Annotated in this window: 11 protein-coding genes; 5 read left to right on the forward strand and 6 right to left on the reverse strand. The window is 75.8% G+C overall.

The window, feature by feature from the left end:
* Positions 1-35 precede the first annotated feature (35 nt).
* Both ACIPYS_RS38230 and ACIPYS_RS38235 read right to left on the reverse strand, forming a co-directional pair.
* Complete coding sequence (locus ACIPYS_RS38230; protein WP_400755026.1) at positions 36-1,568, reverse strand: LCP family protein; 1,533 nt, start codon at positions 1,566-1,568, stop codon at positions 36-38.
* 36 nt (positions 1,569-1,604) lie between these two features.
* Positions 1,605-2,396: a TIGR03089 family protein gene (locus ACIPYS_RS38235; RefSeq protein WP_093861867.1), complete on the reverse strand. Its 792-nt coding sequence runs from the start codon at positions 2,394-2,396 to the stop codon at positions 1,605-1,607.
* Between the two features lie 104 nt (positions 2,397-2,500).
* On the opposite strand from ACIPYS_RS38235, the gene ACIPYS_RS38240 reads away from it, so the two are divergent.
* Positions 2,501-3,706, forward strand: a complete 1,206-nt coding sequence (locus ACIPYS_RS38240) for a peptidoglycan recognition protein (protein WP_400755029.1) — start codon at positions 2,501-2,503, stop codon at positions 3,704-3,706.
* A 19-nt stretch (positions 3,707-3,725) separates the two neighbouring features.
* On the opposite strand, the gene ACIPYS_RS38245 is transcribed toward ACIPYS_RS38240, so the two are convergent.
* Positions 3,726-4,217, reverse strand: a complete 492-nt coding sequence (locus ACIPYS_RS38245; protein ID WP_093861869.1) for an SgcJ/EcaC family oxidoreductase — start codon at positions 4,215-4,217, stop codon at positions 3,726-3,728.
* Between the two features lie 6 nt (positions 4,218-4,223).
* Between ACIPYS_RS38245 and ACIPYS_RS38250 the strand changes: the two genes are divergently transcribed.
* Positions 4,224-5,219 (forward strand): DNA-3-methyladenine glycosylase family protein, encoded by a 996-nt coding sequence (locus ACIPYS_RS38250; RefSeq protein ID WP_400755033.1) that lies wholly within the window; start codon positions 4,224-4,226, stop codon positions 5,217-5,219.
* 206 nt (positions 5,220-5,425) lie between these two features.
* Here the strand turns inward: ACIPYS_RS38250 and ACIPYS_RS38255 are convergent, their stop codons facing one another.
* The 3 genes from ACIPYS_RS38255 to ACIPYS_RS38265 all read right to left on the reverse strand — a co-directional run bounded on the left by ACIPYS_RS38255 (position 5,426) and on the right by ACIPYS_RS38265 (position 8,265).
* The gene (locus ACIPYS_RS38255; protein ID WP_400755036.1) at positions 5,426-6,718 is read right to left on the reverse strand and encodes a coenzyme F420-0:L-glutamate ligase; all 1,293 of its coding nucleotides are present in this window, start codon (positions 6,716-6,718) and stop codon (positions 5,426-5,428) included.
* The gene (cofD, locus tag ACIPYS_RS38260) at positions 6,715-7,674 is read right to left on the reverse strand and encodes a 2-phospho-L-lactate transferase (RefSeq protein WP_400755039.1); all 960 of its coding nucleotides are present in this window, start codon (positions 7,672-7,674) and stop codon (positions 6,715-6,717) included. Before cofD ends, ACIPYS_RS38255 begins: the two co-directional genes overlap by 4 nt.
* A gap of 63 nt (positions 7,675-7,737) precedes the next feature.
* Entirely contained in the window at positions 7,738-8,265 is a 528-nt protein-coding gene (locus ACIPYS_RS38265; RefSeq protein WP_231978834.1) for a cysteine dioxygenase family protein, read from the reverse strand.
* Between the two features lie 787 nt (positions 8,266-9,052).
* Between ACIPYS_RS38265 and ACIPYS_RS38270 the strand changes: the two genes are divergently transcribed.
* From ACIPYS_RS38270 to ACIPYS_RS38280, 3 genes are all read left to right on the forward strand, one after another.
* On the forward strand, positions 9,053-9,322 hold the full coding sequence (locus tag ACIPYS_RS38270) for a WhiB family transcriptional regulator (protein ID WP_030310813.1): 270 nt from the start codon (positions 9,053-9,055) through the stop codon (positions 9,320-9,322).
* Positions 9,323-9,570: 248 nt separating this feature from the next.
* The gene (locus ACIPYS_RS38275) at positions 9,571-13,434 is read left to right on the forward strand and encodes a glycosyltransferase (protein WP_400755043.1); all 3,864 of its coding nucleotides are present in this window, start codon (positions 9,571-9,573) and stop codon (positions 13,432-13,434) included.
* Between the two features lie 6 nt (positions 13,435-13,440).
* The gene (locus ACIPYS_RS38280) at positions 13,441-15,177 is read left to right on the forward strand and encodes a DUF5719 family protein (RefSeq protein ID WP_107452591.1); all 1,737 of its coding nucleotides are present in this window, start codon (positions 13,441-13,443) and stop codon (positions 15,175-15,177) included.
* Positions 15,178-15,317 lie beyond the last annotated feature (140 nt).

Genomic DNA, 15,317 nt, shown 5'->3' on the forward strand with positions numbered 1-15,317 from the left:
ATGATCCGTGTACGGAACGGTGATCGTGGCCAGGCTCAATGCACCGCGCAGGCGTCCACGTCGGCGGTCCGTCCTTCGAAGGCCGACGGGCTGCCCGCGCCCGGTGACGGCGACGCTCCGGAGGTCCCGACGGCCGTGCCGGCCGAGGCCGGAACGGAGGCCGGCGACGAGTCGGGAACCGGGGCCGGAGCCGAGCTCGGAGCCGAGGTCGGTGACGAGGCCGAGGCCGACGACCGGGCGGCCGCGGAGGAGGGCGCCGACGTCGGCCCGGTCCCCACCGGGGCGGCGGACGGGCTCGCCCCCGGCGGCCGCACCTCCACCGGCCGGTCGTCCCGCAGCGCCGCGAACAGCTGGGTGGTCTGCGGCTGCACGAACTCGTCCCGGTCCGAGTCGAACCGGTACGGCCGCCGCGGCGCCGTCAGGAAGGTCACGTCCGAGGACGGGATCCCGCGCAGGTCCTGGGTCAGGTCGTACAGCTCGCCCAGCGAGGACAGCCCGCCGTCCGCCCGCACCGAGGAGGTGGCTGCGTCCAGCACCGGCCACAGTTTGGTCGGGTTGAGCAGCACGTCCTGCGACTGCACCTTGCGGATCAGCGCCGCCAGGAACTGCTGCTGACGTCCCATCCGCTGGGTGTCGCTGCCGTCCCCGAGGGTCTCCCTGGCCCGGACGTAACCGAGCGCCTGCTCGCCGTGCAGGGTCTGCCGCCCGGCCGCCAGGTCCAGCTTGGCGTCCTTGTCGTGGATCGGCTGCGGGACGCACACCTCGACCCCGTCGACGGCGTCCACCATCCGCTTGAAGCCCGCGAAGTCGACGATCACGTAGTGGTCGATCCGGATGCCGCTGAGCTGTTCCACGGTCCGGATCGAGCAGGCCGGGCCGCCGGTCTCGAACGCGGCGTTGAACTGCATCAGCGTCGGCCGGCTGCGGGTGCCGTCCGGCTTCTCGCAGGCCGGGACGCTCACCATGACGTCGCGCGGGATGGAGACCGCGGTCGCGTGCCGCCGGTCGGCCGCCAGGTGGAGCAGGATCGTGGTGTCCGAGCGCTGGCCGCCGGCCGCGCCGTAGGTGGCGTTCGCGCCGGTGCGGTCGTCGCTGCCGATCAGCAGCAGGTTCTCGGCGCCCCGGGCCCCGGCGGTCCGGCTGGGGCGCTCGGCCTCCAGCCGGGCCAGCAACTGGTCGGTGGTGGAGTCGGTGCGGATGTTGCCGTCGAGCTTGCGGTAGGCGACCCAAAGCAGGGTGCCGCAGCCGACGAGCAGGAAGGCGAGGACGCCGGCGGTGACGATCAGCCACCGCCGGCGCCGGCGTTTTCCTCCGCCGGGCGGGCCGGGCGCCCCGGGGGGCTCCGGGTCCCCCGGGCCTCCCGCCCCGGCGGCGCCGTCCGGCCCGCCCGGCGGCTGTCCCGTCGGCGGCTGCCCGGTCGGCGTCCCTCCGGTCGGCGTCCGGCTGTCGGGCGTCCGTTCCTTCGGGGTCCGTTCCTTCGGCGTCCGCCCGTTCGGCGGGAGTCCGGTCCTCGGGTGTCCGGTCGGGAGGGGTTCGGTCGGGGGGTGCTCGGTGTCGTCCTCGGCCATGGCAGGGATCCCTACCCGCCCGGCCGGGGCCGGGGGTTACCCGAGGCGCAGTGTCACCCGTTCGGATTCGACCCGCTTCTCCCACTGCCCGGCGTCCAGGCCGTCCGCGTTGCGGCAGAGCACCACCGACGCGCCGGCCGCCAGCGGCGCCAGCAGCCCGGCCTCCAGCCCGGACCAGTCGTCGAAGGAGAGGGTGGAGAGCACCCGGTCGCCCGGTCCGAGACCGAGCCGGGCGGCGCCCTCCCGGGCCAGCTGGACGGTCTGGTCCCCGGTCAGCTTCAGCGGCAGGCCGTCCACCACGGTCTCCAGCGCGGGGGCGTCCGGGGTGACGGGGGAGTAGGGGGCGAACCGGTCGCCCTGCCCGGGCACCTCGGCCGCGTAGTCCAGGAAGCCGTCCGGGCGCTGGGGGAACCGTCCGCCGAGCGGACGCAGGGCGAGTGCCACCCGCTCGCCCTCGCAGGCCTGGGCGGCCTCCAGACCGTCCGGGCCGCTGACCACCAGGTCGGCGGCGGCCGGGTCGCCGGCCGGGACCGCCGCGACCCCCACCGACCAGCAGGCGAGCAGCCAGACGGCGCTCTGCCAGTGGGCCGGGAGGAGCAGCGCGGCGCGGTCGCCCGGACCGGCGTTGAGTTCGTCCTGGAGCAGGTTTGCGGTCTTGGCCACCCAGTTGTCGAAGGTCCTCGCGGACAGTTCCACGCGTTCGCCGGTGGCGTCGTCGTAGAAGGTGACCAGTGGGGCCGCGGGGTCGACCGAGGGAGTGCCACCTCGCAGGTAAGCGTGCAGCAGCTCGACGGGGGTGCGGGCATCGGCAGCGAAAGGCGAAGTCATGGTGCGCCCCAGCCTACGGCCTTCGGGTGGACGTCCGGGAGGGGTGGCGGAAGGGTCGCCGGGTGGCGTGGCGCCCCGGCGAGAATCCCGTGAACATCCGGGATATGCGCATCTCTCTCCGTGCCCTCCGCGGCCGCCCGCCCGTCGTCCTGCTCGCCGTCCTCGCGGCCGCCCTGACGCTCCCGTCGATCCCCGCCGGGGCCCGGGCCGGGGGTGGGGCACCGGCGGCCCGGACGGGGACGCCGGGTGCGGCGGGCGGCGGCTCCGTCACCTCGCTCCCGCTGACCGGGGGGCGGCTCCCGGCCGGGCGCACCGCGGGGCGGTTCGAGCTGCTCGGCGTCGGCTGGGACGGTCCGGCGCGCGCGCTCGCCGGGGGCAGCGTCAGGGTCCGCACCCGGGACGCGGTCACCGGCGGCTGGAGCGGCTGGCACGAGCTGGAGACCGACGGCGAGGACGGTCCGGACGCCGGGGCCGACGCCGCGTTCGGCACCGCCGCAGCAGCGGGCGGTACCCGGCGCGGCGCCACCGCCCCGCTGTGGACCGGCCCGAGCGACGGTGTCGCCGTCGAGGTGACGCCCGGTCCGGCCGGACCGCCGCCCGGACTGCGGGTGGAACTGGTCGACCCGGGGGAGGGCGTCCGCTCCGCGGGCCCGCGGAGCGCGGCCGCCGGACCGGCGGCCGGCGACCGCCGGAGCGGCCACCACCAGGCCCCGCGCCCGGAGATCGTCACCCGGGCCGGCTGGGGCGCGGACGAGTCGATCCGCGAGCCCGACTTCGTGTACACCGGACCGGTCCGGACGGTCTTCGTCCACCACACCGCGACCGCCACCGAGTACGCGTGCTCCGACGCGCCCCGGCTGATCCGGGCGGTCTACCAGTACCACGTACAGAGCAACGGGTGGCGGGACATCGGCTACAACTTCCTGGTCGACCGCTGCGGCACCGTCTACGAGGGACGGGCCGGCGGCACCGACCTGCCGGTGCACGGCGCGCACACGCTGGGCTTCAACACCGACTCGGCCGGTGTCGCGGCGATCGGCACCTTCGTCACGGACGTCCCCCCGGAGCCCCTGCTGACCGGGCTGGCCCGGATCGCGGCCTGGAAGCTCGGCCTCACCGACCAGGACGCGGCCGGGAGCACCCGGATGGTGTCCGGCTCCGACGGCAGCCTCTACCCGGCGGGCACCGGAGTGGACCTCCGGACGATCTCCGGGCACCGCGACGCCTTCAACACCGAGTGCCCGGGCGACGCCCTGTACCCGAGGCTCCCCGACCTGCGCACCGCGGCGGCGGCGCTCCAGGGCCGCTGAGCCCCCGGCCGGGCCCGTCCTACGCCGGGCCCGGCCCCCGCCCGATCAGCGCCCGCAGCTCGGCCGTCAGCGCCCGCGCGAGGTCCGGCCGCTCGTCGTACCGGGCCGGGGTGGCCTGCATCAGCGCGATCCGCCAGCCGGCGCCCGTGTCCGCCGCGATCACCGTGTGCACCGCGTTCAGCGCGGGATCGAGGTCCTCCGCGTCGTCCGGCACCAGGCCGGCCACCGCGTCCAGCTGAGCCACCCGGGACCCCAGCGCCCGCACCCGTCGGACCTTGGCGACGTACTCGGGCGTCGGGCGGCCGGTGAAGACCAGTCCGAGTCCGGCGGCCATCACCGACCGGCCGACGTGCCGGGTCCCGTCGAAGCCGATCAGCTCGCCGTCCACCGCGAACGGCCCGGCGAAGGCCGCGCCGTCCCGCAGGTTCCACCCCTCCAGCACCCGGTGGTAGAGGGACCGCACGGCGCTCTCGTCACCGGCGGACAGCTCCGGCACCCGCGTATCGTTCATATCCCCATGGTCGGCGGACGGCGCAGGAGGTGCACGGCGGTGAGCGGGACGTCGACGGGCGGGTACGCGCCCGGAGCCGCCGGGCCCGATGCCGGAACCGTTCGCCGCTGGCGGCCCGGCTTCCCGCTGGACGTGGCCCGCACCCTGCTGCCGCTGCGCCGCGGCCCGGCCGACCCGTCCTACCGGAGGACCGGCGACGGCGCCCTCTGGCGGGCCTCCCGCACCCCGGGCGGCGTCGGCACCCTGCGGGTGCTGGCCCGCCCGTCCGAGGGCGTGGTCGAGGCGACCGCCTGGGGGCCCGGCGCGCAGTGGCTGCTGGACGGGCTGCCCGGCCTGCTCGGCGCCGGGGACGACCCGGCGGGCCTGGTCCTGCCGGCCGGCCCGCTGCGCGAGGCGCAGCGCGGCGCGGAGGGGGTGCGGCTGACCAGGACCGGTCTGGTCCTGGAGTCCCTGGTGCCGGCGATCCTGGAGCAGAAGGTCACCACGGGCGAGGCCTACCGGGCCTGGTACACCCTGCTGCGGGCCTTCGGCACCCCGGCCCCCGGCCCGGTCGAGGGCCTGTGGGCGGCGCCCTCGGCCCGGGACTGGACCCTGGTGCCGAGCTGGGAGTGGCACCGCGCGGGCGTCGACCCGAAGCGCTCCGCGACGGTGCAGCGCGCCGTCCGGCTGGCCCCCCGGCTGGAGGAGGCCTCCGCGATGGGGCACGAGGAGTCCTTCGCCCGCCTGACCGCCGTCCCGGGCGTCGGTGTCTGGACGGCCGCGGAGACCCTGCAGCGCAGCAACGGGGACGCGGACGCGGTGTCGGTCGGGGACTTCCACCTGCCCAACACGGTCGGCTGGGCCCTGGCCGGCCGGGTCCGCAGCGACGACGCCGAGATGCTGGCCCTGCTGGAGCCCTACCGTCCGCACCGCCACCGGCTGTGCCGGATCCTGCTGTCCACCGGCACCCACGCCCCCCGCTTCGGCCCCCGCCTCACCCCCAACGACCACCGCCGCCGCTGAAACCGCCCGTTCGGGTGAACTGTGCGTTCATCGGCTTCCACCGTGCGACACGGGCGGCAGGCTGGCCGCAATCGACGCGGCGGACGAACTGGCCGCCAGGGAGGCGGAACTCCACCGCGACGACCCGACCGTCGGCACGGCGGAGCTGTTGGCCGACCTGTTCGACGCGCCCCCGGACGCGGCCGGGAGTGCTTCCGCCCCGACCCCTACCGCACCTCGATGAAGGCGTCCGCCGTGCGCTCCGGACGACTGCGCGGGGCTTCGGCGGGGCGGCCGACGGCGACGGCGCCCATCGGGTCCCAGTGCTCCGGGAGGCCGAGCACCTCGCGCACGGTGTCGCGGCAGAACATCGTCGAGGAGACCCAGGCCGAGCCGTAGCCCTCGCCGGCCAGGGTGACCAGCAGGTTCTGCACGGCGGCGCCGACGGCGACGGTGAACATCTCGCGCTCGGCCGCGGCCCGGCGCTCGTCCGGGTAGTCGTGCGAGCCGTCCATCACCAGGCACGGGACGACCAGGTAGGGGGCGGCGCGCAGGACGTCGCCGCGGGCGGTACGGCGGGCGATCTTCTCCTCGTCCCAGCCGTCGAGCCCGGCGAGGTCGCTCCGCCAGGCGGCGAGCATCGCGTCCAGCAGCCGGGTCCGCACCTCGGGGGTCTCCAGCAGCACGAACCGCCACGGGGTGGTGTGGTGCGGCGCGGGCGCGGTGGCCGCGGCGGCGACCGCGCGCCGGACGGCGCCCGGGTCGACCGGTTCGGCGGTGAAAGCGCGGACGGTGCGCCGCTGGGTGACGGCCTGCCGGATCGCCTCGGAGGTGCCGAGCCTGAACATGTCGTCGGCCGCGGGCCTGAGCAGCGGCCGCACGCCCTCGCCGTCCTCGGCGGTGACCAGGTGGCCGAGGCCGCGGACCACGGCGACCGGGGTGCCGGTGGCCTTGCCCTTCACCAGGTCGGCGGCGCCGGCCAGCTCGTCGGCGGTGGCGGTGACGGTCTGGAACAGCTCGTTGCCGTGCGAGTCGGAACGCCCCCGGTGGTCGTCCAGGACGGCCAGGCCGGCGGCGCCGATGGCGACGTCGGTGAGGCCGTTGCGCCAGGGCCGGCCGAAGGTGTCGGTGAGGAGGACGGCGAGCCGGAGCCCGGTGAGCTGCTGGAGCCGGGCGCGCAGTGCGCGGGCGGAGGCGTCCGGGTCCTCGGGCAGCAGCAGGACGGTGCCGGACGCGGTGTTCGAGGCGTCCACCCCGGCGGCGGCCATGACCAGGCCGTTGCGGTTCTCGACGATCCGGATCGGGCCGCGCCGGGCGACCAGCCGGACGGTCTCGGCGTCGATCGCGGCCTCCCGGTCGGCGGCGTGCAGCAGCCGCCCCTCGGCCTTGCTGACCACCTTGGAGGTGACCAGCAGGATGTCGCCGTCCTCGTAGTCGGCGGCCTTGGCGATCAGCCCGGCGAGGTCGCTGTCGGCGTCAATCTCGGGCAGTCCGGGGACCGGGAGGATCCGCAGGCTCACCGGCGCACCTGCTCGGCGAGCGCCAGCGCGGCCCGGGCCATCGCGGCGGTGGCGGCGAACTCGGTCATCAGCAGCGGCACCGCGCGGCAGGCGATCCCGCCCGCCTCGACGGCGGCGACGACGGCCTCGTCGACGGTGTCCACCAGCCAGCCGTCCAGCAGGTCGGAGCCGTAGTTCAGCGCGACGGCCTCGGCGGTGGCCTCGACGCCGACGGCGGCGAGCACCTTGTCGGCCATGCCCCGCACGGGCGCGCCGCCGATGATCGGGGAGAGCCCGACGACCGGGGCGGAGGCGGCGGCGACGGCCTCCCGGATCCCCGGCACGGCGAGGATCGTGCCGATCGAGACCACCGGGTTGGACGGCGGGAAGAGGATGACGTCGGCCTCGGCGAGGGCCTCCAGCACGCCGGGCGCCGGCTTGGCGGTGTCGGCGCCGACCGGCACGATCGCCTCGGCGTCGACGGCGGCGTGCAGCTTGACCCAGTACTCCTGGAAGTGGATCGCCCGGGTGCCCTGCTCGTCGGTGATCCGGACGTGGGTCTCGACCCGGTCGTCGCTCATCGGCAGCAGCCGCACCCCGGGCTGCCAGCGCACGCAGAGCGCCTCGGTGACCTGGCTGAGAGTGTAGCCGGCGGTGAGCATCTGGCTGCGCACGAGGTGGGTGGCGAAGTCCCGGTCGCCGAGCCCGAACCACTCGGGGCCGACGCCGTACTCCTTCATCTCGGCCTTGATGGACCAGGTCTCGTCGGTCCGGCCCCAGCCCTGCTCCTCGTGGATGCCCCCGCCGAGGGTGTACATGACGGTGTCGAGGTCGGGGCAGACCTTCAGTCCGAAGAGGTGGATGTCGTCACCGGTGTTGCCGATGACGGTGATCTCGTCCTCGGGCCCGATGGCCTCCCGGAGTCCGCGCAGGAAACGCGCTCCGCCGATCCCGCCTGCCAGTGCCACGATGCGCATGCGCCCATCCTGCCACGCGCCGACGGGTCGTCAGCCCGACCCTCGACAACCGCGCCCGGAGCCTCAGTGGGCCTCGGCGGACGTCTGCGGGTGCTGCTCGGGGACGGCGGTGGCCCCGTACTGGTTCATCTCGGTCAGGCCGGGGGTGTAGAGGTGGATCGAGACGGCGGGCTCCAGCGAGGCGTTGACCACCTCGTGCAGGTACCCGGGGGAGAACACCCTCTGCCCGCCGGGGCGCAGATCGCGCGATCCGGAGCCGCTGGGGGTCCCCCCGGCCGAAGGCTGGGGGAGAGTGAGGGAGCGCTCGACGAGCTCGCCGCGGACCACGGTCATCACGCCGGAGGAGGTGCCGTGGTCGTGGAAGCCGCTGCTCTGGCCGGGCAGCCAGCTGAGCAGCCAGACCTCGTAGCCGGGGCCGGTCTCCAGCCGGGCGTACCAGCGGGTGAGGGCGTCGTAGCGGACGAGCGGCTCCCAGCGGTCCCGGTCGGCGGCGATCTCGCGGACCAGCCGGGCGTACTCGGCGACGGTGGTGGGGTGGGCGGGCAGGTCGGTGCGGGCGAGGTGCGGGAAGGCCAGCGGGTCGCCGGCGATGGAGACGTCGCTGAGGCCGTCGGCCCACGGGTGGCTGCCGGGGTGGCCGCCGGGCCGGGCGGCGGGAGCGGGTGCGGCGGGCCGGGTGGTCGAGGCGGCGCGGAGGCCGTGGAGAGCGAGCTTGCTGCGGTCGCGGTTCCGCTTGCGGATGCGGATCATTCGCACGGGAGTCGTCCTCGGAGGGCTGGTTCGTCAGGGGAGTCAGCCGGGTCCGGGATGTCCTGGGGCGGGAATCGCGGGCGGCCTCTGTGCTTCCTGGGCGGCGCGCGGCGGGACGGCGGGCGCCTAGATACAGCGGCAGGAACAGAGGCGACAACAGGAGTTCACGGCAGGGCGGAGCGCGGAACCGCTCCGGGGGCCGATGAACTCTGACATAGGGAAAAGGACAACGCATCCGCAGGGGCGGTGTCAACTCGGAGAGAGCGGACATTCGGGTGAGATCGGCCATGAACTACCCGATGGAGTGATAAATCACCCTCTATGTTTCGATGGGAAGATCGCCGGGAAGGCAGGGCGATGACCGGCCTGTGGCGGTGACCGCGTGTCACCCGGCCCCCGGTCGCGAATGGTTCGTCGACCTTCGCGCGCAATCGGGCTAGAAGTCCGATGTGTCCGGTTATGTACACTATTTGTAACGGCTTGGTGCCAGGGAGTGAATCCCGGCCCCAATACCAGAGCTCGGCTTGACTGGGCCAGAGTGACGCAACTGTAATTTCACTCGTGTCGTCGGCCGCACGAGGCAACGGCAACCACGGGGACGCCAATAGGGGCAGAGGAGGCGCGCCACATGAGCGAGCTCTTTGAGCTGTTGATCGGTGACGGCATCGAGGAGGAGGAAGAACTCGGCTGGCAGGAGCGCGCACTCTGCGCCCAGACCGACCCCGAGTCCTTCTTCCCGGAGAAGGGCGGCTCCACTCGCGAGGCCAAGAAGGTCTGCCTCGCGTGCGAGGTCCGCTCCGAGTGCCTGGAGTACGCCCTGGCCAACGACGAGCGCTTCGGCATCTGGGGCGGCCTCTCCGAGCGCGAGCGCCGTCGGCTCAAGAAGAGCGCCGTCTGACCGGGGTGGCCGCATCCCCCGGAACCTCCGGATCCCCAGGCTTCCCCGGATCCGCCGGCCCCGGCAGCCCGACCGGCCGGCCCGCGCGACCAGCCCGCGACGGAGCGCCCCACCCCCTGTGGTGAGGCGCTTTCGCGTTCCCGGGCGGACACCGTGGACGGAGCCGACACCCGGAGCCGTTAGTGTGGTGCGCCATCCGGTTGCCGTTCACCGGCTGTGTCCACCGAGAACTGGGGCCCGCGCACTCGATGACCGTCTACAGCCACCAGAGCGGCTCCTCCGCCAGCAGGCCGCCCGCCTACCCGCGCCATCTGGTCACCGCCGTGATCGTCTCCCACGACGGCGCCCGCTGGCTGCCGCAGGCCCTCGCCGGTCTGCTCGGCCAGGACCGCCAGGTCCAGCGCGTCCTCGCGGTCGACACCGGATCCACCGACGACTCCCAGCGCCTGCTCGCCGAGACCCTCGCCGACTGGCTCCCCGACAGCGGCCCGACCGTGCTCGGCCGCCGGGCCGGGTTCGGCACCGCCGTCGCCGAGGCGGTCTTCAACAGCCCGCCGCTGCGCGCCGAGGACCTGCCCTACCGGCTCGACCCCTCCGGCTACGACCCGGTCACCGGTGGCTGGGACGACTTCGGCGACCCGCTCGGCGAGGAGGACGACCTCGGCCGGGGCGGCCCCCGGGAGACCACGCCGGTCGAATGGCTCTGGCTGCTGCACGACGACTGCGAGCCGCAGACCGACGCGCTGCGCCGACTGCTCCAGGTCGCCGACTCCACCCCCAGCGCCGCCGTCGTCGGCCCCAAGCTGCGCAGCTGGTACGACCGCCGGCAGCTGCTGGAGGTCGGCGTCACCATCGCCCGCTCCGGCCGCCGCTGGACCGGTCTCGACCGGCGCGAGCAGGACCAGGGCCAGCACGACCAGGTCCGCCCGGTGCTCGCCGTCTCCTCCGCCGGCATGCTGGTGCGCCGCGACGTCTTCGAGGAGCTCGGCGGCTTCGACCGGGCACTGCCGCTGATGCGCGACGACACCGACTTCTGCTGGCGGGTCAACGCCGCCGGCCACCGCGTCGTGGTCGCCCCGGACGCCGTGCTCCGGCACGCCGAGGCCGCCAGCCGCGAGCGCCGCGCCATCGACTGCGGCCCCGCCCACCCGCACCGGGTGGACAAGGCCGGCGCCGTCTACACCCTGCTCGCCAACTCCAAGGGCGCGCTCTTCCCCTACGTCCTGCTCCGGCTGGTGCTCGGCACCCTGCTGCGGGTGGTCACCAACCTGCTCGGCAAGGACCCCAAGCAGGCCTTCGACGAGCTGGCCGGCCTCGGCCACGAACTCGTCCGGCTGCCCCGGCTGCTGGCGGCCCGCAAACGCCGCGGCCGCACCCGCTCCGCGGACGCGCTGGACGACCGCACGCTCTTCCCCGCACCCGGCGCCACCGCCCGGCTCGCCGTGGAGGGCGTCGTCGGCTCGCTCGGCATCGGGGGCGGTGACGACGCCGGCGGCCGGCACGGCTCGGTCGAGGCCGGACCGGGGGACGAGGACTCCGAGGACCTGGTCGTCGAGCAGTTCGCGCTGATCAAGAAGCTCGCCCGGCGCCCGGCGCCGGTGCTGTTCGCCGCGCTGCTGGTGTTCGCCCTGGTCGCCTGTCGCGACCTGTTCGGCGGCGGCGCCCTGTTCGGCGGCGCCCTGCTGCCCGCCACCGACGGCGCGGCCGGGCTCTGGTCGATGTACGCCGACGCCTGGCACCCCGTCGGCACCGGCTCCACCGCCGCCGCGCCGCCCTACCTCGCGGTGCTGTCGATCCTCTCCTGGATGCTGTTCGACCACGCCGACCTCGCGGTCACCCTGCTGGTCGTGCTCGCCGTCCCGCTCTCCGCCGTGAGCGCCTACCTGGTCTCCCGGCCGCTGATCGACTCCAAGCTGGTCCGCGCCTGGGCCAGCGCCACCTACGCGCTGCTGCCCGCCGCCACCGGTGCGCTCGCCCAGGGCCGGATCGGCACCGCCGTGCTGGCCGTGCTGCTGCCGCCGCTGGCCCGCGCCGCCGCGATCGCCGCCGGCCTCGGCATCCGTGCCGAGAGCGCCGCCAAGGGCGCCCGCCCCGGCTGGCGCCCCGTCTGGATGGCGGTCCTGCTGCTCACCCTGGCCACCGCCTTCGTCCCGCTGGTCTGGGCGCTGGCCGTGCCGCTCTGCCTGGCCATGCTGGTCACCGCGGTGGTCCGCGGCGGGGCCCTCGGCTCCGGCGGCACCGCGCTGCGACTGCTCGGCCTGCGCGTCCTGGTGATCCTCGCGGTGCCGGTCGGGGTGCTCGCCCCCTGGTCGCTGCAGGTGCTCTCGGACCCGCAGCGGCTGCTGCTGGAGGCCGGCCTGCCCGGACTGCACGGCTCGGGTCCGACCTCGGCCGGGCTGCTGATGGTCAACCCCGGCGGTGCCGGGGTGCCGCCGGTCTGGCTCTCCGCCGGTGTGGTGCTGGCCGCGCTGGCCGCCCTGCTGCGCGCCGACCGCCGCCGCGCGGTGCTGGCGGCCTGGGGCGCCGCCGGCGCCGGACTGGTCTTCGCGGTCGTGGTGGCCGGCACCTCGGTGACCCCCGCCTCCGGCGGTCCGGCCGTGCCCGCCTGGTCCGGCCCGGCCACCCTGCTGGCCGGTGTCGCCCTGCTGGCCGCCGCCGCGATCGGCGCCGACGGCGCCAACGCCCGGGTCGCCGGCATCGCCTTCGGCTGGCGCCAGCCGGTCGCCGCGCTGGTGGTGGCCGCCGCCCTGCTCGCCCCGCTGGGCACCGGCCTCTGGTGGGCCGTCACCGGCGCCGACGGCCCGCTGCACCGGGGCCGCGGCGCCCAGGTGCCCGCGTTCATCGCCGAACAGGCCGGCACCACCGACCGCTCCCGGACCCTGGTCCTCACCGGTGACCCCAAGGGCGGATCGGTCGCGTACACCGTGGCCCGCGGCTCCGGACTGACGCTCGGCCAGGCCGAGTCCACCGTCGACCCGGAGACCGGCACCACGGCCGGCCTGGACCGGACCGTCGGCAGCCTGCTGGCCGGGTCCGGCGCCGACCAGGCGGGCGCGCTCTCCCGCTACGGCATCGCCTACGTGCTGGTCGACCAGCCGCTGATCGCTGCCTTCAAGGACGTCCTGGACACCACGCCCGGCCTGGTCAAGGCCAACCAGGACGGCGCCGCCGCACTCTGGCAGGTCGACGGCACCCCCGCGACCCGGGCCCTGATCACCGCACCGGGCACCGTCCCGGTGGTGGTCCCGTCCGGCCCGCGCGACATCGGCACCACCCTGCCGGCCGGTCCCGAGGGCCGGGTGCTGCGGCTCGCCGAGTCCGCCGCCCCCGAGTGGACGGCGACCCTGGACGGCACCGCCCTGGAGCGGGTCACCGTCGACGGCTGGGCGCAGGGCTTCAAGCTCCCCGCCGCGGGCGGCAAGCTGGTCCTCACCCGTGAGGGCAGCCTGCTGCACACCGGCTGGATCTGGGCCCAGCTGCTGCTCGGCCTGACCGTGCTGGTGCTGGCCCTGCCGGGCCGCCGCAGCCACAAGGACGACGACCTGCCCGAGGACGTGGTCGCCGCCGCCGAGCTGGCCGCCGCCGCCCAGGCGCAGGCGCCGCTCCCCGGCAGCCGCCGGGCCCGCCGGATGGCCGAGCGGGGCGAGGGCGCCGAGAACGAGGGCCCGGAGCCCGTCGACCCGGACACCGGGGTGTACGAGGGCCGGCCCGGCCCGGCCGCGGACCGTCCGGTCGCCGAGCCGTCGGCCGGAGCGGTCCTGGCGGCCGCCGCCGCGCAGGAGGCCGAGCCGTACGCCGACCCCTACCAGACCTACCAGCAGGCCGACCCGTACAGCTACGACCCGTACGCGCAGCAGCCGGTCGGCACGCCCTACGGCGGCCAGGGGTACGGCGGTCAGGACGGCTACCAGCAGCAGGGCTACCAGCCCTACCAGGGCGAGCAGCAGCAGTACGGCTACGACCCGTACCAGCAGCCCGAGCAGCAGCCCTGGGTGCCGGGGCAGCAGCAGGCCGAGCCCTACTACGAACAGCCGGACCCGAACCACCCGCACGACCCGAACGACCCGAACAACCCGGGCCGGTACCCGCACCACCACGGATCGGGGAGCTGACCCGCGATGAAGAAGCCCGCCTTCAGGATGAAGTCCGGCACGCCGGACACCGCCCGCGGGGCCGGGGGGACCGGCACCTTCGACGGCGCCCCGGCCGGCGCTGCCCCGGCCGGCGCTGCCCCGGCGGCCCCCCGGGGCTCCGGTGCCGCCCGCACCACCCGGTCGCTGCTGGCCGCCGCCGTGGTGCTGGCGGCGGTGTTCGGCATCGCCGAGCTCCGCAAGCCCGCCGCCCCGGCGGCCACCGACCGGGCCACCGCCACCTCGGCGCAGGTCGAGCGGACCGCCGTGGTCTGCCCGCAGCCGCTCCAGGGCCTCACCGGCACCACCACGCTCACCGCCTACACCCCGCCGGGCACCGGTGACGGCAGCGGTGGCACGGGCTGGATCTCCGACGCGGCCGCCCCGGCGGCCCCGCCGGCCGCAGCCCCGAGCGCGGCGGCCCCGGCCCCGGCACCGGCGACCCCGGCCGCCACCGGCGCGCCCACCCCGGCCGCGCCCGCGGCGGCGGCCGCCGCCGACAAGAACGCCGCACCCGCCGACGCCCGGTTGACCCTGGCCAAGCCCGGCACCCCGGTGTCCGCCCCCGCCGCCAACAGCGACCTCGCCCCCGGCACCGGGGCCGTCGCCACCGGCGCGCTCGCCCCCGGCTTCACCGTCACCCAGACCACCACCGTCACCGAGCAGCGCGGCCTCGGCCTGTCCGGGATCACCTGCACGCCGTCCGGCACCGGCTTCTGGTTCGCGGGCGCCTCCACCGCCGAGGGCCGCACCGACTACGTCAGCCTGGTCAACGCCGAGTCCACCGCCGCCGTGGTCGACATCAAGCTCTACGGCGACAAGGGCCTGATCGAGAACGACGCCGCCAACGGCATCACCGTCGCCCCCGGCAGCTCCCAGTCGGTCCTGCTGCCCACCATCAGCAAGGGCCAGGTCGCCGACCTCGCCGTGCACGTGGTCGCCCGCTCCGGCCGGATCGGCGCCGCCCTGCACGCCGCCGACGGCAGCAAGGGCGCCGACTGGGTGCCCGCCTCCGCCGACCCCGCGCCCGTCCAGGTGATCCCCGGCCTGCCCGCCGACACCTCCGCCGCCCACCTGGTGGTCCTGGCCCCGCCGGAGGACGACGCCGACCTGAAGATCGAGCTCTCCGGCAAGAACGGCTGGTTCGTCCCGGCCGGGAACGAGTCCATCCACGTCAAGGCCGGCATGGTCGCCTCGGTCGACCTCGGCAAGGTGACCCGGGACGAGGTCGCCGGGCTGCGGGTGTCGCCCAGCGACGACAAGCACCCCACCCCCGTGGTGGCCGGACTGCGGGTCGACCGCGCCGGGGCGAACGGCAAGTCCGACGCCGCCTGGCTGGCCGGCACCGCGCCGGTCGGCGCCCGGGCCACCGTGGCCGACAACCGGGGCGGCGGGCCGTCCACGCTCTTCCTGACCTCCACCGGCGAGGCCGCCACCGTGCGGGTCACCGCCTCGGCCGGCACCGGCGGCGGCACCCCCGCCACCAAGGAGGTCCAGCTCCCGGCCGGCGGCACCGTCGCCCTCCCGGCGCCCGAGCCCACCGGACTGAACGGCAGCTTCGCGCTCACCGTGGAGACCGTCTCCGGCGGCCCGGTCGTCGCCGCGCGGATGCTCGCGCTCCCCACCAAGGACGTGCCGATGTTCACCGTCCAGGCCCTGCGCGACGACCGCTCCACGGTCAAGGTCCCGCAGGCCTCCCAGGACCCGGGCGTGGTCCTGCGCTGAGCGGAGGGCCGACAGCACGGCGCGGGGGGGCCGCCCCGGCCCGGGGGGGCCCCCCCCCCGGGGCGGCGCAGTCCACGGGGTAACCCCGGGGGATAGCGGCGGGGGGGGGCCCCCCCCCCACCCCCCCCAGCGCGATAACG

The organism is Kitasatospora sp. NPDC089913 (genome assembly GCF_044748625.1).
Taxonomy (GTDB): Bacteria; Actinomycetota; Actinomycetes; order Streptomycetales; family Streptomycetaceae; genus Kitasatospora.

Coding starts and splice junctions, on each gene's coding strand:
- ACIPYS_RS38230 (WP_400755026.1), bottom strand. CDS start 1,568: ATGGCCGAGGACGACACCGAGCACCCCCCGACCGAACCCCTCCCGACC.
- ACIPYS_RS38235 (WP_093861867.1), bottom strand. CDS start 2,396: ATGACTTCGCCTTTCGCTGCCGATGCCCGCACCCCCGTCGAGCTGCTG.
- ACIPYS_RS38240 (WP_400755029.1), top strand. CDS start 2,501: ATGCGCATCTCTCTCCGTGCCCTCCGCGGCCGCCCGCCCGTCGTCCTG.
- ACIPYS_RS38245 (WP_093861869.1), bottom strand. CDS start 4,217: ATGAACGATACGCGGGTGCCGGAGCTGTCCGCCGGTGACGAGAGCGCC.
- ACIPYS_RS38250 (WP_400755033.1), top strand. CDS start 4,224: ATGGTCGGCGGACGGCGCAGGAGGTGCACGGCGGTGAGCGGGACGTCG.
- cofD (WP_400755039.1), bottom strand. CDS start 7,674: ATGCGCATCGTGGCACTGGCAGGCGGGATCGGCGGAGCGCGTTTCCTG.
- ACIPYS_RS38270 (WP_030310813.1), top strand. CDS start 9,053: ATGAGCGAGCTCTTTGAGCTGTTGATCGGTGACGGCATCGAGGAGGAG.
- ACIPYS_RS38275 (WP_400755043.1), top strand. CDS start 9,571: ATGACCGTCTACAGCCACCAGAGCGGCTCCTCCGCCAGCAGGCCGCCC.
- ACIPYS_RS38280 (WP_107452591.1), top strand. CDS start 13,441: ATGAAGAAGCCCGCCTTCAGGATGAAGTCCGGCACGCCGGACACCGCC.